The following is a 20,681-nucleotide window of genomic DNA, read 5'->3' as shown; positions in this document are numbered from 1 at the left end:
GAAACGCGTACCGGAGTGTCCAATGCTCAATCGCCTGACCGTATCCACGCTGCTGAAGGCGGTGATCCTCTCCACCGCATTTGTCGTCGTCATCGGCTTCTCGATCAGCGCATGGAGCTCATGGGACCGGCTTCAGCAGGCCAACCGGATCGTCGCGGTTTCGGCAGCCTCGGCCGAGGTGTTCAAGGCGATGGCCAACATCCGGGCCGACCGCTCGACCAGCAACCGCCAGCTCACCTCCGATGTCGCGATGGACAAGGACATCGAGAAATACACCCGCGAAATTCGCGAGGCGCTGATGCCGGCGCTGGCACGCACGCTCGAGATCCTGCCCACGACCGACGTCGTGCAGCGCGAGGCTTTCCTCGCCGACCTCGGCACGCTGAACAAGACGCTGCTGGCGGCACAGGCCGAGTTCTGGATCGAGGTCGTCAAGCCCAAGGCCGAGCGCCGCGCGGGCCTCGCCAAGGACTATGTCGCGACCGAGGATGCGCTGATGGCGCAGCTCGAAAGGCTCTCGGGCGCGCTCGCCGCCAGCGTCAACCACCAGGACGCGACCATCGACCAGCTCCTGACCATCAAGCAGATGGCCTGGCTGCTCCGCAACACCGCCGGCGAGTCCTCACAGATCGTCGGCAACGCGCTCAACGCCGGCAAAATCGCGCCCGAAGTGCAGCTGGCCTACACGAAATTGGTTGGCGGCACCGACACCGCCTGGACCGCCATCGAGCTTGCCGCATCGGGCATGCAATTGCCGCCGGCGCTGGCGGCTGCGATCACCATAACCAAATCGACCTATTTCGACCCGCAATATGCCTCGACGCGCGACGGGGTCATTGCGACGATCGCCAAGGGCGAGAAGCCCTCGATGACCGCCAACCAATGGAGCCCCTATTCGGTCCCCCGCATGATGACCGCAGTGAGGCTCGCCGATGCGGCCCTGCAAGCCGCCAAGGACCACTCCGCCGCGCAGCGCGCGGCCGCGGTGCAGCTGCTGCTGATCAATACCGCGCTGCTCATCGCTGCGATCGTCCTGACCGGCGCCGCCATGCTGGCGGTCAGCCGCCGCGTGATCACGCCGCTGCATAGAATTCGCGATGCGATGCTCAAGGTCGCCGGCGGCGATCTCGGTGTCGACAGCGGCTATCTCGACCGCCAGGACGAGATCGGCGCGCTTGCCGGTGCGCTCGAAATCTTCAAGCAGCAGGCCATCGACAAGCTCAAGATCGAGGAGCAGGAGCGCGAGCACAATGCCGGCGCCGCCGCGCGCCAGCGCGCGATGGAGGCCTATGTCGGCGAGTTCGAAGGCGTGGTGCGCAAATCGGTGGGCGAGCTGAGTGAGGCGTCCGGCGAGATGCGCAAGACCTCGGGCGATCTCTCCACAGTGTCGCGCCAGACCAATGAACGCGTCGAGATCGCGGGCAAGGCTTCGAGCGACGCCTCCACCAGCGTCGAGAGCGTTGCGGCAGCCGCCGAGGAGCTATCTGCCTCGATCAACGACATCAGCCAGCAGGCCGCCCACGCCGCGGGCATCGCCAGCCGCGCCGTCAACCAGGCGCGCGAGACCGACGGCACCGTTCAGGGGCTGGCGCAATCCGCGGGACGCATCGGCGAGGTCGTCGGGCTGATCAACACCATCGCGGCGCAGACCAATTTGCTCGCGCTCAACGCCACGATCGAAGCTGCCCGCGCCGGCGAAGCCGGACGCGGTTTCGCGGTCGTCGCCTCCGAGGTGAAATCATTGGCGAGCCAGACCGCGCAGGCGACCGAAGATATTTCCGAGCAGATCGCCGATATCCAGCGGGTTGCGGGCGATGCCATCAACGCGATCCAGGCGATCGGCGGCATCATCGGCGAGGTCAACGAGGTTGCGAACACGATTGCCGCCGCCGTGCAGGAGCAGGGCGCCGCGACGCAGGAGATCACCCGCAGCACGCAGTACGCGGCGCAGGGCACCAAGAACGTCTCGGACAACATCATCGGCGTGAAGGCCGATGCCGACACCGCAGCAGGTGCGGCGGACGACGTCAAGCAAGCCGCGGAAACCCTGGAAACGCAGAGCCGCCAGCTCGGCCAGCAGGTCAGCGACTTCCTGGGAAAGATACGCGCGGCTTAGGACTTGCGGGTTGGATAGAAAGCTACTGCCACACTCTCGCTGTCGTCCTGCGAAAGGAGGGACCCATAACCACAGGGAGCAGTTGCGGCGCGAGCCGGTAAGTCCGAGTCGTCGCCAAACCGCTCCCTGTGGTTATGGGTCCCGGATCTGCGCGCGCTTTGGGCGCGCTTGTCCGGGACGACAATCTTTACGACAATCTTTATTGTCAGCTCGGCAACTCAGCCCCCCTACTCCTTCGCCACCACCGGCAGCTGACGAAACCTGGCGCGCACCGACTCCGGCAGCGGCGAAAAATTCATCGCGATGCCGTGGCGGTCGTTGGCGTTGCGATTGGCGACCACCAGCCCATCGCGGCCCGCAACGATGTCACCCTTGCGCAAGGTGGGATCGTCCTCGACCTTGATCTGGGCGAGTCCGACCGGATCCTTGCCGTTGCAGGTGCAGCCCGCGACGATCTCGTTGCGGTAGCGGAACGCATTGGGCAATTCGGAATAGGATTTTCCCTTGTCCGTCACGGCGTCGTCGATATTGCTGCCATAGACCAGCGAGGTTTCGGACGTCGGGCAGAAGCTCTTGCAGGATTGCGCCTTGCTCTCGGCGTCGTTTCCTTGCGCCGGGAAGTAGCGGCCATCGCAACCGCGCACGCAATAGGCGCTGCCATAGGAGGCCCGCTGGCGCGGCGTGTCGTAGCGCGGCATGTCATCGGTCGGGAACGGCATGCGGATCTCCGGCGCGGAGCGCGCGCGGAAGCCGCCGAAGAGCGCCGAGAAGAAGTCTTCCGCATGCGCCGACGGCGTCAACGCGAGGCCAAACGAGGCGACGGCAAAGCACGCCGCCGCGCCACCGGCCAGTTTGCCGATCGAACGTCTCTTCATATGACCTCGCTCAACTCTCAGTTCACTGCCGACGTCGTGACGTTCAGCGCCTGCCGCCCCGAAGGCAGCGTCGCCACCGGCGGGCGCTTGCGTACCGCGTCGCCACCCTTCGCCATCAGCGGAGCCTTCTTCGGCAGCACCACGACCTTGGCGCCGACATTGACGCGGCTGAACAGATCCTTGACGTCTTCGTTGGTCATGCGAATACAGCCGGAGGACACGAACTTGCCGATCGTGGCGGGATCGTTGGTGCCGTGGATACGGTATTCGCTCGAGCCGAGATACATCGCGCGCGCGCCGAGCGGATTGCCGGGACCGCCGGCGACGAAGCGCGGCAGGTAAGGCTGACGCGCGACCATCTCGGCCGGCGGATGCCAGTCCGGCCATTCGGCCTTGCGGCTGACGCTCTGCACGCCGGCCCAGGTGAAACCTTCGCGGCCGACGCCGACGCCGTAACGGATCGCGCGGCCATTGCCGAGCACGTAATAGAGATAGGTGTTGCCGGTATCGATGACGATGGTCCCGGCCGGCTCGCTCCTGTCGAAGCTGACGATCTGTCTGCGCAGCCGGTCGGGCAGCGCGGCATCCTCGTCGGCGGCCTGCGGCTCCGCATTGATATAACCGTGCGAATAGCTCGGGTCCTGCGGATATCCTTGCGGCTGCATCGGCGCATAACCGAGCGTTTGCGCGTTTGCGGCGCCGAAGGGCACCGCAAGGAGAGCTGTCGCGAAGGCAAAGGCGGCGATGCGCGGCGAGAAGCGGCGACGGATTGGAGAGAGCCTTGTCATGTGCTGCCCCGTTGGATGTGTGCATCAGGGTGATGCGGCTTCCAACAAACGCAGCCGGACCGATTCGGGTTCCGTCGTTCGCTGCGGCGGCGACGTCACAGTCAAGCGAGCAAAACTTCACGAAACCGCGATGGAACCGGTGCGTCCTCCCGGACGTTTTAAGGTTAACAATGGGCGCGCGGAGCATTCCGTGCGGGAGAGATATTGTGCGCGTCCTTCCCACTGAACGTCTGATTTCCGGCAACAACGAAGGCGACCCGCTTCCCGACAGCCATGCCGAATCGCCGCCGGTGATCCGCCGCACGGAGTTCGTCGCCTTTGCGCTCGCGGGTCTGTTCCTGATTGCCGTGGTCGCGGTGCTCTATGTCGCCAGGGCGTTCTTCCTCCCGGTCGTGATGGCCATCGTCGCCGGCACCATGCTGTCGCCGGCCGCATCCTTTCTGGAGCGGCGGCGCGTGCCGCGTGCGGTCGGTGCCGTCCTGATCGTGGCCGCGGTGAGCATGGTCGTCACCTTCGTCGTCGCGCTGATTGCCGCGCCCGCGATGGAGTGGAGCTCGCGCCTGCCCGAGCTCGGCGCGCAATTAAAGGACAAGCTGCACGTGTTCGACCGGCCGCTGGCACTGTGGAAGGAGCTGCAAACCATGGTCGGCGGCTCCGAGGAGCTGCCAAGCTTCCAGTTGCCGAAATTCGAGTGGGTGCAGCCAACGCTGGAATTCCTGTCGCCGACTTTCGCCGAATTCCTGCTGTTCTTCGTCACGCTGATCCTGTTCATCGCAAGCTGGCGCGACCTGCGGCGGGCGCTGATCATGACGTTCGGCGACCGCGAAGCGCGGCTGCGCACCCTGCGGATCCTCAACGAGATCGAGGTCCATCTCGGCAACTACCTTTTGACGGTGACTGTCATCAATATCGGCGTGGGCGTCGCGACCGGCATCGTCTGCGCTTTCACCGGCATGCCCAATCCGGCCGGGCTCGGTGCGCTCGCGGCGGCGCTCAACTTCATCCCGATTATCGGACCGGTCGCGATGTTCGTCGTCCTGGTCGTGGTGGGGCTCGTCGCCTTCCCGACCGTCGGAGGCGGACTGATGGCGGGACTAGCCTTCGGCGGCATCACCTTCATGGAAGGGCACTTCGTCACGCCGACCATCATCGGCCGGCGGCTGGCGCTGAACGCGCTCGCCGTTTTCATCGCGCTGGCGTTCTGGACCTGGATGTGGGGACCGATGGGCGCGTTCCTCTCGTCGCCGCTGCTGATCGTCGGGCTGATCCTGAAGGAGCACCTGCTGCCGGAGAATTCGCCGCAGCTCCCGCAGGAATGATCGGTTTCCCCGACCGGAACTTACCCGAGGACGAAACGTTTTCCGGCTATCTCAGCCGCCGACCGTTTTGGAGCTCCTGATGTCAACGACCAATGGCGAAACCGGGTTGAGAGACTGGCCCGACAATGCCACCAGAGAACGCCTCGAGAAGGATGTAGCAACCGTGAAAAGCGATATCGCCGCCCTCACCGATCAGATCACCGACGCGCTCAACACCTTTGCCAATTCCACCGGCAAGCAGGCCCGCCGCGGCTATCGCCAGGCCCGCGAGAACGTGGATTCCGCGATCGACGACATGTCGGACCGCAGCAGCGCCATGATGGGTGCTGCGCAAGACGCCTACGGCTCGATCGAGGAAACGCTGGAAGACGCCATCACGCAGCGGCCGCTCGCGACCGTCGGGCTCGCGCTCGGCATCGGCTTCCTGATCGGTGCCGCCTGGCGCCGGTAGCGCGGACGCAAGACCTTGACGTTACGGCGGTGCCGTTACGCCGCCGCTGCCCGCTTGTGGGCATCTGAGGAGCAAGGCCATGTTACAGCGCATCATCGACGGCATCAGCGCATCGACGGGCACAACCGTCCGCCTGACGTCGCTCGCCGCGGGCGCAGCATTCGCGCTCTTCATCACCACATGCTTTCTCTGCGCGGCGGCCTTCATCCTGGTCCTCGAGAAATATGGTCCCGTGCAGGCCTGCCTCGCGGGCGCCGGCATCTTCTTCCTGCTGACGCTCACTGCGGCGGGGAGCTATTGGGGCTACAAGCGGGAGATTCGGAAGCGCGCCCAGATCGCCGCGGAGCGTGCCGCAAAATCGACCGCGCAGAGCATGCTCTCCGACCCCATGCTGCTGGCGACAGGCGTCCAGATCGTTCGTGCCATCGGCGTCAAACGGCTGTTGCCTATCCTGGCGATCGGCGGCGTCGCGCTTGGAATCCTGGCGAGCCGCGCCGGCGCATCCGACGAAGCATCGGCTGAACCGGCCGAATAACGGCGAGAGCCCTAACAAGGTTGCGTCCTCGGCGCGACGAGCGGATTTACCGGAATTTGACGGCGTGCTCCGCGAAGTTTTTCGCCCTCCAGAATGAATCGGGGCCTCCTCACGCAAACGCTACTCGGATAGGCAGGCGGTTGCCGCTAAAAGCAGCGCCCCTGATTCCAAAAGTCATTTCTGCGATGAAACCGTCCGTCAAGGCGAACCTTGCCGCATTCCAACCCGACGCCAGGCTCTATTTGACGCTCGGCATTGCCAATTGGTCGGTGTTCGTCGACCACATTCCGAACAACGTCGTCAACCTGCTGACGCTGCGAAATTTCGGCTTCAGCGGCGCCGCGGACCTGTTCGTGTTCGTGGTGGGCTATGGCGTCGCCATCATCCACGGCAGGATGGCGCTGGAGCGCGGCTACGTCGTCGCGGCGACGCGCATCTTTCGCCGCGTCTGGCGGCTCTATGCCGCCTATGTCGTGCTGTTCGTGATCTATATCGACGCCATCGCCTATGTCGCTTCGCAATCGATGGCGCCGGAGATCATCCACGAATACAATATCTCGGGCATTCTCGAGCATCCGCTGCGCATCCTGGTTCGTGGCCTCGTGCTCCAGGAAGAACCGCTGAATCTCGATCTCCTGCAACTGATGATCCCGCTGATGGCGTTCTTTCCGTTTGCGCTGTGGGGTTTGTTGCGGCGGCCGAACCTGACGCTGGCGGCATCGGTCGCGCTGTACGTTGCGGCGCGCTGGTTCGACTGGAATTTCCGGGTCTATCCGGACCAGGAGTGGACCTTCAATCCGCTGTGCTGGCAGATGCTGATGGTCCTGGGCGGCTGGTTCGCCGTAACAGGCGCCTCCGGACGCGCGTTGCACGGAATGCCCTGGCTGCGGATCCTCGCGGGTGCCTATCTCATCTTCGCGATGGCCGTCACCTTGATGCGGCATTCGCCCGCGCTATCCGTGCATTTGCCGGACTTCCTCCTCAACGGCATCGCGCCGACCGACAAGGAAAACCTCGCGCCCTATCGCGTGGTCCATTTCCTCGCGCTCGCCTTCCTCGCAACCCATCTCATTCCGGCCGGTCATCCCGGCCTGCAATTGAAGCCGCTTCAGGCGGTGATCACATGCGGCGAGGAATGGCTCGCCGTGTTCTGCGTCGGCGTGTTCCTGTCCTTCGCCGGCCATCTCATCCTGATCACCGGCGCCAATCTGGTGGTGATGCAGATCGCGGTAAGTCTCGTTGGCTTCGCGGCAATGACGGCGGTGGCCTATTACATCTCCTGGTCGAAGCGGCAGGACCTGCCGGCCGCCTTGCGGCAGCAGGGCTAGCCGCCCGGACGTTTCGATTCCGCTAGGCCGAAAGCTGCGGCTGCGCTATGCCGAGCGAAGGCGGCTTCTGCGCGAGGAGACCGGGCGTGACGATGACAAAGAGCGGAAGTGAGGAGGCTGACCGCGCGCCCCGACGGGGTCGGCCCCGGTCGATCGAGACCACCAACGCCATTCTCGAAAGCGCCTACGCGCTCATGGCCGCCACCGGCCTTGCCGCCACCACCATCGATGCCATCGCGCGCCACTCCAGCGTCTCCAAGATGACGATCTACAAATGGTGGCCGTCACGCGAAGCGCTGCTGATCGACGCCTTCCTTCACCGGGCCGCGCAAATGCTGCCGCTGCCGCCTGCGAGCTCGGGCAGCCCTGCGGCGCGCGCACGCCGCCATGCCGCGGCCTATGCCGAGGCGCTCCAGGGCGAGTTCGGCAAGGTGCAGCTCGCCGTCGTCTCCGAATGCATTTCCAAGACCGGCTCGGCGGAGCTGTTCTACACCCGTTACCTGCAATTCCGCCGCGGCGCGCTGGTCGAGATGATCGCCGCCGGCCAGACGGATGGCAGCATCCTGGCAGAGGGAGCGCCCGAGGATCTCTACGACGCCATCTATGGCAGCCTGTTCTACCGCTACGTCTTCGGGATCGCGCCGATCACGCCGGCTTACGCGCGCCATCTGGTCGATTTGGTGTTGCGGCCGAAGGGTTAGAACCGCGACCTCTATCGCACAGGCCTGACGGGCGCTGAGATTTTATCCGTGCGGTCGCGCTCGGTCATATCGACCACCGTTTCCATCGGCGCTGTCAGTTCATAGACGTAGGAGACGTCGGTGAAGTAGCGCTTGGCGATGCCGCCCAGCGCTTCGGGCGCGACACGGTCGAGCAGGATCAGACCGAAATCGGAATCCGGGCGGCGCGTTGCCTCGCTGGTGTTGAACTCCTCCCAACGGAAATAGAAGATCTCGTCGGTCCCCTCGCCCGTCACGGTCCAATTCGCGGTGATGTGCGGATGCTTTCCGACCAGCGACAGGCCTTCGTCGGAGTGCGAGGCGAGCTCGAAGAACAGCAGTGAGAGGCTTTGCGCAGCGCGCGCGCTGACCGCGATGTCGGGGCCGGTGACGGCGATGCGGTCGGCATGCGGGATGGCGCGCGCCTCGAACAGGCCCTTCAGCTTGACGCCTTGCCACTGGCTCTCGCTGAGCAGTGAGACCACGTTGGACATGGCGTGGATGCGGCCGATCAGCAGTTCGCGCGCAACATCGATGTCCGAGCCGTGGCGGAGCGTGCGCGTCACGATCGACTGAATCACCGCCAGGATGTTCTTGACCCGGTGGTTGAGCTCGTCGATGACAGCGGTCAGCCGGCGCTCGAATCCGATTCTAACCTGGATTTCCCGGCTGAGCCGCAGATTGTTGTAGGCGACATAGCCGAACAGGCCGCACACCATCGCGGTGATGGCAAAACCGATCGCCGCCACGATGATCGCGGTCTGCTCGGCGCGCCGAGCCGAACTGGTCTTTGCGTAATAGCCGAGCTGCCAGTCGCGGCCGCCGAAGCTCATTGTGCGCGTTGCCGACGGCACCGGCCCGTCCGCTGCCGTCATGCGTGACGAGACCACGCCCTGGTCGTTGGCAACGAGCTCACCACCTTCCCTGCGCGGATCCTTCAGTGCGACCGCGAACAACGACATGTCGTCATTGGTCAGCATCAGCGAAGCGAGCTCGTAGGAAAATGTGACGAAGCCCGCCGGCTCCGTCGCGCCCTCGGGAATGACGGGAGCAGCCACGATGATGCCGACCGGCCCGCCGCCGCGCAGGAGCTGAATCGGGTCCGAGGCGACCGATCTCTTCTCGACCCTGGCACGTGTCAGCATGGCGCTACGCACCGGATCCTGGTCGTAGCTGCGGCCGGGCAGCGACTTGGTCTCGTTGCTGCGCGGCTCGAGGTCCATCAGCACGTCGATCGGCTGGGTGACACCAGCCGGGTCGATCGGCTTGTCGTCATACGACCGGATCTGCGGATTGGGAAAGCCGGCGCCCGCGATCGCAGCCTGCGCCGCCACAAGCTCGTTCGGCTTCAGCCGGGCGACCCATCCGGCCACCACGAAATCGGTCTTGAACGCGTAGATGGCCGAGCGCAGCGGCTCCAGCATGTTCGGCTTGATCACCGACGGCGCACGGAACAGGCCGGAGGCGACACGCGCGAGCAGCTCGCGCTCGGTCAGGCGGTCCTGGACCAGGCTCGCATGAACATCGATCGCACGCGCCAGCGCGATCCGGTCCAGTGCCAGCTCCTGGTCGTGGACGCGATAAGCCGCGAGCCCGGAAAGCAGGGCTCCGAGCAGAGCGATGAAGCCGATGATGAAACCCAGCCGAACCACGCGATTACTCAGGCGAAAGCAGGGGGGCGGCAATAAGCACGGAGCATGTGAACGCCGCTCGAACGGCCATGTGCCGAAACGGAGTGGACCCCAGTAATGGAGATAATGAAGGAGGAGGCATCCGTACGCAACTTGGGTCGCCTGATAAGCTTAATCCGCCTAGCCAGTCATCTGGTCGGGACGGCCTTGCTGCGGGCACCGAAAGTAGTCAATTGCGCTGCCGGGAATTTGTTCCAGGGTTGCAGCTTTGCCCCAGACGTTAACGGCGGAACAGGCTGCGCCAAGTCGTCGCGCTGGTCAGCTCGCCCGCTTCAATCCGCCTTTGGCCTCGATGAAGCCAACGATATGGTCGAGCCCCTCGCTCTTTTTCAGGTTGGTCATGACGAAGGGGCGCGCGCCGCGCATGCGCCTGGCATCCGTCTCCATCTTCTCCAGTGAGGCGCCGACATGGGGCGCGAGGTCAATCTTGTTGATGACCAGGAGGTCGGAGCGGGTGATGCCGGGGCCGCCCTTGGACGGGATCTTGTCGCCGGCCGCGACGTCGATGACGTAGATGGTGAGGTCGGCAAGCTCCGGGGAAAAAGTGGCAGCCAGATTGTCGCCACCGGACTCGATCAGCACGAGGTCGAGCCCGGGGAATTTTGCGCGCATGTCCGCGACCGCAGCCAGGTTCATCGAAGCGTCCTCGCGGATCGCGGTGTGCGGGCAACCGCCGGTCTCAACACCTGCGATGCGGTCGGCCGTCAGCGAGCCCGAGCGCACCAGGAATTCCGCATCCCATTTGGTGTAGATGTCGTTGGTGATCGCCGCGATGTCATAGCGCTCGCGCATGGTCTTGCAGAGCAGGTCCATCAGCGCGGTCTTGCCCGATCCGACGGGGCCGCCTACTCCGACACGCAAGGGGCCGTGAGATTTCGACATGTCACTTGCTCTCTCTTGATTGGTGAAAGGCCGCACCGCTCACGAGCGAAACAGCCGCGTATATTGCGTCTCGTGCCGCAGACTGGCGAGATCGGCGCGAAACGTCGCGCTGCCGAGGTCGTCCAATGTCGCATTCAGCGCACGATTCGCGGTCGCGGCAACCGCGGCTTCCAGCCTCACGAGCACACGCTGGCTGTCGGTCTGGCCGAGCGGAATGAGCCGGCCCGCCGCGGAAATCCAGTTCGAAACCAGCGCATGCAGGAAGGCGTGCAGCGTCGACGCCAGCGGCACGTCGTGGACCGCTGCAACAACACCGACGGCGACGGGATAGACCAGTAGTGTGCGGCATGCCGCAACCATGGCATCCAAACCTTTCGCATCCCACGCGGCCCGGGCGATGTCGATGAAGGCACGTCCCTGCGAAATCGTCTCGAGCTGCCGCTCGCGCGACGGCACGAAGGCAGCGGCGAACTCAGCAATATCGTTCAAGGTAGTGTCCTCGCCCAACTCAGTGGCGCGATAGGCGTGGACCAGGAACGTCGCGTCGCAAAAGCCGGAACCATCGCCCAGCATCGCGCCGAGCCAGTCGGCCAGCGTCGCGGTGTCGGTGATATCGCCCGCCTCGACCGCCCATTCAATGCCGCTGGAATAGGAGAAGCCGCCGACCGGAAAGGCCGGCGACAGCCAGGTCATCAGCCGGTACAGCGCCGCCGCCTCGCGCTCGGCGAGATCACCGGCGCCGACCGGCTCATTTGTGGTCATGAGCATGCTTGTGGCCGTGGTGATGGTCGGGATGGTCGCAATGCTCGTCATGGTGATGATCGTGCCCGTGGTGATCATGCGCGGCGTGATCATGATGGTCGTGATCGTGGCCGTGATGATCATGGTGATCGTGACCATGATCGTGATGCCCATGATCATGGGCATGGTCGTCATGTCCGTGGGCATGACCCGCATCGGCGTAAGCGCCGCCTTCGGGATCGAACGGTGCCTCGATCTCGATCACGCGGGCGCCGAGGCCTTTCACCATTGCCTCGATGACATGATCGCGGCGGATGCGCAGGCTCTTGGCCATGATCTGTGTCGGCAGATGGCGATTGCCCAGATGCCAGCCGACACGGACGAGGTGGTGTGGATCGCGGCCGCGGATCTCCAGCAGCGGCTCGGGCGCCGCCACCACCTCGACCAGTCGGCCGTCCTCCAGTACCAGCGCATCTCCGCCGCGCAACGCGACGGCATTCTCCAGGTCGAGCAGGAATTCGAGGCCCCGCGTCCCCGTCATTGCCATGCGGCGACGGTGCCGATCGTCGAAATCGAGCACGACCGTATCGGCCGCCGCTTTCGTGAAGCGGTGCTGTCCCCTGACCTGCGTTGCCCGGATCATGCGCTCTTACCCCGTTTACCGTGTCTCGACCTTCTCGGGCGTGATCACTTCGATCTTCGGCGGCGCCGTAAAACACTTCACCGCCACGCGGCCGAACGTCTTCATGTGCTCCTGGCCGCGATGCGGCACCAGCGCCTCGGCATTCTCCCACTGCTCGACGAACACCATCTTGGCGGGATCGGTGACGCTCTCATGCAAATCATAGGCGATATTGCCGGGCTCCTTCCGCGTCTCCTTGATGCAGGCGGTGGCGGCTGCAATGAATTCGGCGCGCGTCTCGGGCTTGATGGTCAAGGTGGCAACGACGTAGATCACGAGAAATCCTCCCGGCTTTTCTTGGAGTTAAGATCGGGCGGGACATTAGACCAGGCGGGATCGAACGCAAAACCGTAAATCCGTCCCCGGACCCATGCCGGGCAGGTGCGTTTATACGCTATTTCAGTACATGAAATATCGCTGCGCCATCGGCAGCACCTCAGCCGGCGCGCAGGTGAGCAGCTCGCCGTCGGCGCGCACCTCGTAAGTCTCCGGATCGACCTCGATGTCAGGCGTGGCGTCGTTGTGGATCATGCTCTTCTTCGAGATCTTGCTGCGGGTGTTCTGGACAGCATAGAGCTTCTTCTCGATGCCGAGCCTGCGCGCCAGACCGCCGGCGATCGCGGCCTTCGAGGTGAACACCACCGAGGATGCGGTGCGCGCCTTGCCGAAAGCGCCGAACATCGGCTGGTAATGCACCGGCTGCGGCGTCGGAATCGAGGCGTTGGGATCGCCCATCGGAGCGGCGACGATCATGCCGCCCTTGACGATGCAATCCGGCTTGACGCCAAAAAAGGCCGGCGACCACAGCACGAGATCGGCCAGCTTGCCCTTCTCGACCGATCCGATCAGCTTCGACACGCCATGGGCGATCGCCGGATTGATCGTGTATTTGGCGATGTAGCGCTTGACGCGGAAGTTGTCGTTGTCCTTGCCCTTGTCCTGCGGCAGCGATCCGCGCTGCTTCTTCATCTTGTCGGCGGTCTGCCAGGTCCGGATGATGACCTCGCCGAGGCGGCCCATGGCCTGGGAATCCGAGGACATCATCGAGAGCGCGCCAAGGTCGTGCAGGATGTCTTCAGCCGCGATAGTTTCTTTCCGGATGCGGCTTTCCGCGAACGCCAGGTCTTCCGCAATCGAGGGATCGAGGTGGTGACACACCATCAGCATGTCCAAATGCTCGTCGATGGTGTTGCGGGTGAACGGCCGCGTCGGATTGGTCGAGGACGGCAGCACGTTCTTCAGGCCTGCGACTTTGATAATGTCGGGCGCGTGACCGCCGCCAGCGCCTTCGGTGTGGAAGGCGTGGATGGTGCGGCCTTTGAAGGCCTTGATCGTATCCTCGACGAAGCCGGATTCGTTCAGCGTGTCGGAGTGGATCATCACCTGGATGTCATGATCGTCCGCGACCGACAGGCAATTGTCGATTGCCGCCGGCGTCGTGCCCCAATCCTCGTGCAGCTTCAGCGCACAGGCGCCACCCTTGATCATCTCGACCAGGGCAGCGGGCCGCGACGCATTGCCTTTGCCGGAAATGCCGAGATTGACCGGGAAGGCGTCGAACGACTGGATCATCCGCCCCATGTGCCACGGGCCCGGCGTGCAGGTGGTGGCAAAGGTACCGTGCGACGGGCCGGTGCCGCCCCCTAGCATCGAGGTGACGCCAGACATCAGCGCATGCTCGATCTGCTGCGGGCAAATGAAATGGATGTGGCTGTCGAAGCCGCCGGCGGTGAGGATCTTGCCTTCGCCCGCGATCACGTCGGTGCCGGGGCCGATGATGATGGTGACGCCCGGCTGGATGTCGGGATTACCGGCCTTGCCGATGCCGGCGATCATACCCTCCTTGATCGCGACGTCGGCCTTCACGATGCCCCAGTGATCGACGATCAGCGCGTTGGTGATCACGGTGTCGGCCGCGCCCTGCCGATTGGTGACCTGCGACTGCCCCATGCCGTCACGGATCACCTTGCCGCCGCCGAACTTCACCTCCTCGCCGTAGGTGGTGAAATCCTTCTCCACCTCGATGATCAGGTCGGTGTCGGCGAGCCGCACCTTGTCGCCGGTGGTCGGGCCGAACATGTCGGCATAGACGGAACGCTTTATTTTGACGGACATCACAAGCCCCGTTTGCGTTTGAATGTTGTCTCAATGCTCACAGCGAGGTCCTCGCTGTGAGCACCGTGTCGTCGAATGTCGTATCGAGCCAAGAGTTCTCGCCGCGGCAACCGGCGACCACCTGCTCGGCCCAGCCGGTGTAGTCCATGAGGTCGTCGCACTCTTCGGCGGTCGGATCAGAATGAATGCGTGCACCGATATTGCTGATCTTGTCGGCGATCTTGATCAGCCTGGCGCCGGCCGACTTCTTCGGTGCATCAATCACCTGCCTGCGCCGGCGCTCCGGCTTCGGCAGGCTCATATCGTCCGTGCACTCGGTGACGAGCGAGGCGACGCGCTCGGAGAATTTGTGCGCGAGCTCTTCGCGCGTGGTGTCGGTGTCTTCGATCGCATCGTGCAGCCAGCCGGCCGCGACCAGCTCGGCATCGGCACCTTCGGTTGCGGCAGCAAGCAGGTTCGCGACCTCGGCCAGATGGTTGATGTAGGGCTCGTTGCCGCGGCTCTTGCGCGCCATGCCGTTGTGGCGGCGCGCGGCGAGCTCGGCAGCTTCGGAGACGAGGCGGACGGGTGACAGCATGGCAAAGACCTCCGTTTTCGCCTCAACCGTGCCGCGCCGCGCTCGTTCCTGTGGAGATCACAGCTTCCCCATGACGTCGCCGCGAAAGCCGTAGATCGTCTTCTTGCCGGCGACCGCGACAAGCTGGACGTCGCGGGTCTGGCCGGGCTCGAAGCGGACGGCGGTGCCGGCGGCGATGTCGAGGCGCATGCCGCGGGCCTTCTTGCGGTCGAACTTCAGCGCCGGGTTGGTCTCGAAGAAATGATAGTGCGAGCCGACCTGGATCGGGCGATCGCCGGTGTTGGCGACCGTCAGCGTCACGGTCTTGCGGCCGGCATTGAGCTCGATCTCGCCGTCCTGGATGAAGAGTTCACCGGGGATCATGTTGCGCTCCTACCTGATCGGCTCGTGCACGGTGACGAGCTTGGTCCCGTCCGGAAAGGTCGCCTCGACCTGGATGTCGTGGATCATCTCGGGGATACCCGGCATCACCTGGTCGCGGGTGATGACCTGTGCGCCGGACTGCATCAGCTCGGCGACGGTGCGGCCATCGCGCGCGCCTTCGAGGATAAAATCGGAGATGATCGCGATCGCCTCGGGATGGTTGAGCTTGACGCCGCGATCGAGCCTGCGACGCGCGACGATCGCCGCCATCGAGATCAGTAGCTTGTCCTTTTCGCGAGGAGACAGATTCATGCGAAATCTCTTCCGTTCACATCGTTAATTCAGCCAGCCGTCAATTCAGCCAGAGCCGCGGCAGGACCGCACCGGTGCGCGCCAGCACGCCCATTATGTCGGCGCGCAAGCGGGCCGCATCTTGGGCACAGAACCGCGCCATAGCAAAGCCATTCCAGGCGGATATCCCGACCTCGCCGGCGAAGGATTCCGAGGCCTCGCGGATGCGCTCGATCAGCGCCTCGTCGCCGGGCACGATCAGGGCCGTGCCGATTGCGGCGCCGCCCTTGGCCACTGCAGACCGCGCAAGTTTTGCGCCGATATTGCCGTCGAGCCTGACGGTCTCGGCGAACACCAGCTTGCCGCCGCGGCGCAGCCGCCAACGGTCGACGAACTCGCCCTGCTCCATCCGCTCGCCCATAGCGGTGCGGCCGAACACGACGATCTCGCAGAGCAGGAGCGAAGCGCCCTCATCGAGCTCAATATCGAAGCGGCGCCGCACGCGCGCCCGGTCGAACAGGATCGTCTCCTGCGGCAGCCAGCCGATATGCGCACCCGCGGCAACCTTTAACGCGATATTGAGCTCTGCCGCCTGTCCCGGTGCGCGGTAGACCTTTTCTGCGGCCGCCGTGGTCAGCGTCAGCCGCGCGGCATCGGTGGCCGTGATCTCGATGTCGAAGCGATCGCCGCCGGCGACGCCGCCGGCCGTGTTGACGAACACGCCGGAGAGCCCCTCGCCTTCCGGCGAAGGAAAGCGCACGCGCAGGGAGCCGGATTCATGCAAGACCCCGCGACGTGTCACGCCGTCGCGGGCATGAACGTCGAAGCGCACCGCGCCGCGGGCCCGGTTGGCCTCGAACACCGTTGATGTGACTGAAACGTCGCTGCGCATCCGCCTCCCCAGCCGGTCGCGGCAGAATGGCTTACAGCGCCATCTGGCGGCTGATTTCGGCCGGATCAAGATTGGTGCGGTCGCAGGTGAATTTCACCGCGCCGCGATCCATCACCGCAAAACTGTCGCCGAGTTCGCAGGCAAAGTCGAGATATTGTTCGACCAGCACGATGGCGATGTTGCCGAGGTTGCGCAAATACGAGATGGCGCGGCCGATGTCCTTGATGATCGAGGGCTGGATGCCCTCGGTGGGTTCGTCCAGCAGCAACAGCTTTGGCCGCATCACCAGCGCGCGCCCGATCGCGAGCTGCTGCTGCTGGCCGCCGGAGAGGTCGCCGCCGCGCCGGCCGAGCATCGATTGCAGCACCGGAAACAGCGAGAACACGTCGTCCGGAATGTGCCTGTCCTCGCGCTTGAGCGGACCGAAGCCGGTCTTGAGGTTCTCCTCGACCGTCAGCAGCGGAAAAATCTCGCGGCCTTGCGGCACGAATCCGACGCCCTTCCGCGCGCGCTCGTAAGGCTTGAGCGAAGTGATGTCGCTGCCGTCGAACACGATCGCGCCCGACGAGATCGGATACTGCCCGACCATCGCGCGCAAGAGCGAGGTCTTGCCGACGCCGTTGCGCCCGAGCACGCAGGTCACCTTGCCCGGCTCGGCCGAGATCGAGACGCCACGCAGCGCCTGCGCGGCGCCGTAGAACAGGTTGATGTCCTTGACCTCAAGCATGGCTCAGCGTCCCAAATAGACTTCGATGACCCGCTCGTTGGACGAGACCTGGTCGATGGTTCCTTCGGCGAGTACGGTGCCTTCGTGCAGGCAGGTGACCTTGACGCCGAGCTCGCGCACGAACGTCATGTCGTGCTCGACCACCATCACGGTGTGAGTCTTGTTGATCTCTTTCAGCAGCTCGGCGGTCAGATGCGTCTCGACGTCGGTCATGCCGGCGACGGGCTCGTCGACCAGGAGCAGCTTCGGATCCTGCGCGAGCAGCATGCCGATCTCGAGCCACTGCTTCTGGCCGTGGCTGAGACTGCCGGCGAGGCGGTTGCGTGCCTCGGTGAGACGGATCGTCTCCAGCACCTTGTCGATACGCTCGGACTCCGCCCTGCTGCCGCTCCAGAACAGCGTGCCCTTGACGCTGTGATCGACGTTGAGCGCGAGCAGGAGGTTGTCCTGCACGGACTGGCTCTCGAACACCGTCGGCTTCTGGAATTTGCGGCCAATGCCGAGCTCGGCAATACGGGTCTCGTCCAGCCGCGTCAGATCCGTGACGCCGTCGAACAGCACCGTGCCCTCGTCGGGCTTGGTCTTGCCGGTGATGATGTCCATCATCGTGGTCTTGCCGGCACCGTTCGGGCCGATGATGGCCCGCATCTCGCCGGGCTCGAGCGTCAGCGACAGGTTGTTGATGGCGTGGAAGCCGTCGAAAGAGACGTGCACGCCGTCGAGATAGAGCATCGCGGAGGTCGCGCGGGTGTCCATGACGTTCATTGCACCTACTCCGCCATCTTGGGTTCGGTGACGCCGTCTTCGGCTGCGGCGCTCGCCCTGGTCGCGGCGTTGCGTTTTTCCTTCGACGAGTCCCACCAGGCGTTGAAGGTGCCGACGATGCCCTTGGGCAGCAGCAGCGTCACCAGGATGAACATGGCGCCCAGCATGAACAGCCAATACGGCGCGAGCATGCCGGAGGTGAAGAACGTCTTGGCGTAGTTGACCACGACGGCGCCGAGTGCTGCGCCGACAAGCGTACCGCGACCGCCGACCGCGACCCAGATCACCGCCTCGATCGAATTGCCCGGCGCGAATTCGGATGGATTGATGATGCCGACCTGCGGCACATAGAGCGCGCCGGCGACGCCGGCCATGCAGGCCGACACCGTGAACACGAACAGCTTGTAGGATTCGACGCGGTAGCCGAGAAAGCGCGTGCGCGATTCCGCGTCGCGGACCGCGATCAGAACCTTGCCGAGTTTGGACGAGACGATGGCGCGGCAGATCAGGAAGCCGACGATCAGCGCCAGGCAGCTCAGCGTAAACAGCGCGGCGCGGGTGCCCTCCGCCTGCACGTTGAAGCCCAAAATGTCCTTGAAGTCGGTCAGGCCGTTGTTGCCGCCGAAGCCGAAATCGTTGCGGAAGAAGGCAAGCAGCAGCGCATAGGTCATCGCCTGCGTGATGATCGACAGATAGACGCCGGTGACGCGGGAGCGGAAGGCGAGCCAGCCGAAGCAGAAGGCGAGCAGGCCCGGCACGACCAGCACCATCAGCGCGGCAAACCAGAACATGTCGAAGCCGTACCAGTACCATGGCAGCTTCGAATAGTTCAGGAACACCATGAAATCGGGCAGGACCGGATTGCCGTAGACGCCGCGGGTGCCGATCTGCCGCATCAGGTACATGCCCATGGCGTAGCCGCCGAGCGCGAAGAACGCGCCGTGGCCGAGCGAGAGGATGCCGCAATAGCCCCAGATCAGGTCGATCGAGAGCGCGAGGAGCGCGTAGCAGACATATTTGCCCCAGAGCGCGACGAGGTAGGTCGGCACCTGCAGGAACGAGCCCGCGGGCAGCAGCAGGTTGGAGAGCGGGATCAAGATGCCGCAGGCCGCGACGACGGCGAGAAAGATCGTCGCGCCGCGGTCCAGCGATCGCGTCAGCATGTGAGGGGTCATGCTTCCACCGCACGGCCCTTGAGCGCGAACAGTCCGCGCGGCCGCTTTTGAATGAACAGGATGATGAGCACCAGGATGGCGATCTTGCCGAGCACGGCGCCGGCGACCGGCTCCAGGAACTTGTTGGCGATGCCGAGCGTGAAGGCGCCGACCAGCGTACCCCAGAGATTGCCGACGCCGCCGAACACCACGACCATGAAACTGTCGATGATGTAGCTCTGGCCGAGATTGGGGCTGACATTGTCGATCTGTGACAGCGCCACGCCGGCGATGCCCGCAATGCCCGAGCCGAGGCCGAAGGTCAGGGCGTCGACGCGCGAGGTTGCGATGCCCATCGAGGCCGCCATGCGGCGGTTCTGCGTCACCGCGCGCATCTCCAGCCCCAGCGCGGTGTAGCGCAGCATCGCGAGCAGGATCGCGAAGACTGCGAGCGTGAAGCAGAGGATCCAGAGCCGGTTATAAGTGATGGTGATCTGGCCGAGCTCGAAGGCGCCGCTCATCCAGGAGGGATTGCCGACCTCGCGGTTGGTCGGGCCGAACATGGTGCGAACCGCCTGTTGCAGCACCAGCGACAGGCCCCAGGTCGCGAGCAGCGTCTCGAGCGGACGGCCATAGAGAAACCGGATGATGCTGCGCTCGATAACGACGCCGAGCGCGCCGGCGACCAGGAAGGCGAGCGGCACGGCGATCAGCAGCGAATAGTCGAACAGGACCGGGTAACGGGTGCGGATCACCTCCTGCACCACGAAGGTGGTGTAGGCCCCGATCATAACCATCTCGCCATGAGCCATGTTGATGACGCCCATGACGCCGAAGGTGATGGCGAGCCCGATCGCGGCGAGCAGCAGCACGGAGCCGAGCGAGAGGCCGTACCAGGCATTCTGCACCATGGACCAGACCGCGAGCGAACTCTGAATCGAGCCGATTGCGCTGGCGGCGGCTTTCGTCACCGAGGCGGGCTGATCGCTGCCGATACCGGTGAGGAGAGCGAGCGCTTCCTGGTCGCCGCGCGCCTTGATGGTGGCAACGGCTTCGAGCTTCTGCACTTCGGTCGCGTCGGACTTGTACAGCAGAATTGCGGCACGAGCGTCGCCCAAGGTGGCCTTGACCGCCCTGTTGGTTTCCTTCGCGAGCGCGCCCTCGACGGCCTCGAGCGCCGCCTCCTCGTGCGACTTGAAGACGGATTGTGCGGCTTGAAGGCGCATTCCGAGGTCCGGCGACATCAGCGTCAGACTGCCGACTGCGGCATCGACGCTGCGGCGCAGGCGGTTGTTGAGGCGGACCGCGCTCGCGCTGTCGGGAACGCGGGCCACCGGCTGGCCGGTCGCGGCATCGATCGATTTGCCGTCGGCGCCGGTGACGTAAACCTTCTTGCTATCAAGGTCGGCCATCAGTCGGCCGTCCTGGAGCGCGCTGATGATGGGGAAAGCCAGCGTATTGCCGCTGCTCGCGACCACGCCGATCGCCTCTTCGGTATCGGAATAATCATCGTTGGCGAATTTGGCGACCGCATCCTCGAACGGGCCGGCGAAGGCCGGCAGCGCGAACGCGATCAGGAACAACGAGAGCGCAAACGAACAGAGACGGGCGGACAAATTGGCTGGCACTGTGAAGACCCCGGCAGAAAAGATTGGAGAAGGCAGCGGGAT

At 64.4% G+C, this 20,681-nt stretch carries 22 protein-coding genes; 6 read left to right on the top strand and 16 right to left on the bottom strand.

What is annotated here, in order from left to right; translation table 11 throughout:
- Nucleotides 1-22 precede the first annotated feature (22 nt).
- Nucleotides 23-2,116, top strand: a complete 2,094-nt coding sequence (locus tag IVA80_RS37570) for a HAMP domain-containing methyl-accepting chemotaxis protein (protein WP_247440149.1) — start codon at nucleotides 23-25, stop codon at nucleotides 2,114-2,116.
- Nucleotides 2,117-2,343: 227 nt separating this feature from the next.
- Here IVA80_RS37570 and IVA80_RS37565 read toward each other — a convergent pair whose 3' ends face one another.
- Nucleotides 2,344-2,991 (bottom strand): DUF2865 domain-containing protein, encoded by a 648-nt coding sequence (locus IVA80_RS37565; RefSeq protein ID WP_247440148.1) that lies wholly within the window; start codon nucleotides 2,989-2,991, stop codon nucleotides 2,344-2,346.
- 17 nt (nucleotides 2,992-3,008) lie between these two features.
- Nucleotides 3,009-3,779 (bottom strand): L,D-transpeptidase, encoded by a 771-nt coding sequence (locus tag IVA80_RS37560; protein WP_247440147.1) that lies wholly within the window; start codon nucleotides 3,777-3,779, stop codon nucleotides 3,009-3,011.
- A gap of 206 nt (nucleotides 3,780-3,985) precedes the next feature.
- Between IVA80_RS37560 and IVA80_RS37555 the strand changes: the two genes are divergently transcribed.
- The 5 genes from IVA80_RS37555 to IVA80_RS37535 all read left to right on the top strand — a co-directional run bounded on the left by IVA80_RS37555 (nucleotide 3,986) and on the right by IVA80_RS37535 (nucleotide 8,113).
- Nucleotides 3,986-5,098, top strand: a complete 1,113-nt coding sequence (locus IVA80_RS37555; RefSeq protein ID WP_247440146.1) for an AI-2E family transporter — start codon at nucleotides 3,986-3,988, stop codon at nucleotides 5,096-5,098.
- Nucleotides 5,099-5,177: 79 nt separating this feature from the next.
- A complete protein-coding gene (locus IVA80_RS37550; RefSeq protein ID WP_247440145.1) occupies nucleotides 5,178-5,549 on the top strand; it encodes a DUF883 family protein in 372 nt (123 codons plus the stop codon).
- Between the two features lie 79 nt (nucleotides 5,550-5,628).
- Nucleotides 5,629-6,084 (top strand): hypothetical protein, encoded by a 456-nt coding sequence (locus tag IVA80_RS37545; protein ID WP_247440144.1) that lies wholly within the window; start codon nucleotides 5,629-5,631, stop codon nucleotides 6,082-6,084.
- A 185-nt stretch (nucleotides 6,085-6,269) separates the two neighbouring features.
- Nucleotides 6,270-7,412 (top strand): OpgC domain-containing protein, encoded by a 1,143-nt coding sequence (locus IVA80_RS37540; RefSeq protein WP_247440143.1) that lies wholly within the window; start codon nucleotides 6,270-6,272, stop codon nucleotides 7,410-7,412.
- 92 nt (nucleotides 7,413-7,504) lie between these two features.
- On the top strand, nucleotides 7,505-8,113 hold the full coding sequence (locus IVA80_RS37535) for a TetR/AcrR family transcriptional regulator (RefSeq protein WP_247440171.1): 609 nt from the start codon (nucleotides 7,505-7,507) through the stop codon (nucleotides 8,111-8,113).
- Between the two features lie 11 nt (nucleotides 8,114-8,124).
- Here the strand turns inward: IVA80_RS37535 and IVA80_RS37530 are convergent, their stop codons facing one another.
- The 14 genes from IVA80_RS37530 to urtB form a co-directional block, all read right to left on the bottom strand.
- Entirely contained in the window at nucleotides 8,125-9,783 is a 1,659-nt protein-coding gene (locus tag IVA80_RS37530) for an HWE histidine kinase domain-containing protein (protein WP_247440142.1), read from the bottom strand.
- 297 nt (nucleotides 9,784-10,080) lie between these two features.
- A complete protein-coding gene (ureG, locus tag IVA80_RS37525) occupies nucleotides 10,081-10,704 on the bottom strand; it encodes an urease accessory protein UreG (RefSeq protein ID WP_247440141.1) in 624 nt (207 codons plus the stop codon).
- A 39-nt stretch (nucleotides 10,705-10,743) separates the two neighbouring features.
- The gene (locus IVA80_RS37520) at nucleotides 10,744-11,472 is read right to left on the bottom strand and encodes an urease accessory UreF family protein (protein ID WP_247440170.1); all 729 of its coding nucleotides are present in this window, start codon (nucleotides 11,470-11,472) and stop codon (nucleotides 10,744-10,746) included.
- Complete coding sequence (locus IVA80_RS37515) at nucleotides 11,453-12,088, bottom strand: urease accessory protein UreE (RefSeq protein ID WP_247440140.1); 636 nt, start codon at nucleotides 12,086-12,088, stop codon at nucleotides 11,453-11,455. Before IVA80_RS37515 ends, IVA80_RS37520 begins: the two co-directional genes overlap by 20 nt.
- 15 nt (nucleotides 12,089-12,103) lie before the next feature.
- Entirely contained in the window at nucleotides 12,104-12,403 is a 300-nt protein-coding gene (locus IVA80_RS37510; RefSeq protein WP_247440139.1) for a putative quinol monooxygenase, read from the bottom strand.
- A gap of 123 nt (nucleotides 12,404-12,526) precedes the next feature.
- Complete coding sequence (gene ureC, locus IVA80_RS37505; RefSeq protein WP_247440138.1) at nucleotides 12,527-14,242, bottom strand: urease subunit alpha; 1,716 nt, start codon at nucleotides 14,240-14,242, stop codon at nucleotides 12,527-12,529.
- A gap of 37 nt (nucleotides 14,243-14,279) precedes the next feature.
- Nucleotides 14,280-14,819, bottom strand: coding sequence for an HD domain-containing protein (locus tag IVA80_RS37500; protein WP_247440137.1), 540 nt, complete (start codon nucleotides 14,817-14,819; stop codon nucleotides 14,280-14,282).
- Nucleotides 14,820-14,876: 57 nt separating this feature from the next.
- Nucleotides 14,877-15,182 carry an urease subunit beta gene (locus IVA80_RS37495; RefSeq protein WP_007599812.1) on the bottom strand — a complete coding sequence of 102 codons (306 nt, stop codon included), beginning with the start codon at nucleotides 15,180-15,182 and terminating at the stop codon, nucleotides 14,877-14,879.
- Nucleotides 15,183-15,191: 9 nt separating this feature from the next.
- On the bottom strand, nucleotides 15,192-15,494 hold the full coding sequence (locus tag IVA80_RS37490) for an urease subunit gamma (protein ID WP_247440136.1): 303 nt from the start codon (nucleotides 15,492-15,494) through the stop codon (nucleotides 15,192-15,194).
- Nucleotides 15,495-15,534: 40 nt separating this feature from the next.
- The gene (locus IVA80_RS37485) at nucleotides 15,535-16,365 is read right to left on the bottom strand and encodes an urease accessory protein UreD (RefSeq protein ID WP_247440135.1); all 831 of its coding nucleotides are present in this window, start codon (nucleotides 16,363-16,365) and stop codon (nucleotides 15,535-15,537) included.
- 31 nt (nucleotides 16,366-16,396) lie between these two features.
- Nucleotides 16,397-17,092 (bottom strand): urea ABC transporter ATP-binding subunit UrtE, encoded by a 696-nt coding sequence (urtE, locus tag IVA80_RS37480; protein ID WP_247440134.1) that lies wholly within the window; start codon nucleotides 17,090-17,092, stop codon nucleotides 16,397-16,399.
- Between the two features lie 3 nt (nucleotides 17,093-17,095).
- Entirely contained in the window at nucleotides 17,096-17,857 is a 762-nt protein-coding gene (gene urtD, locus IVA80_RS37475; RefSeq protein WP_247440133.1) for an urea ABC transporter ATP-binding protein UrtD, read from the bottom strand.
- Nucleotides 17,858-17,862: 5 nt separating this feature from the next.
- On the bottom strand, nucleotides 17,863-19,032 hold the full coding sequence (urtC, locus tag IVA80_RS37470) for an urea ABC transporter permease subunit UrtC (protein ID WP_247440132.1): 1,170 nt from the start codon (nucleotides 19,030-19,032) through the stop codon (nucleotides 17,863-17,865).
- Nucleotides 19,029-20,639, bottom strand: a complete 1,611-nt coding sequence (gene urtB, locus IVA80_RS37465) for an urea ABC transporter permease subunit UrtB (RefSeq protein WP_247440131.1) — start codon at nucleotides 20,637-20,639, stop codon at nucleotides 19,029-19,031. Before urtB ends, urtC begins: the two co-directional genes overlap by 4 nt.
- Nucleotides 20,640-20,681 lie beyond the last annotated feature (42 nt).

Source organism: Bradyrhizobium sp. 139 (genome assembly GCF_023074175.1).
Classification (GTDB): domain Bacteria; phylum Pseudomonadota; class Alphaproteobacteria; order Rhizobiales; family Xanthobacteraceae; genus Bradyrhizobium.
The sequence above is the reverse complement of the archived record's forward strand: the minus strand, read 5'-3'. Positions and strand labels throughout refer to the sequence as shown.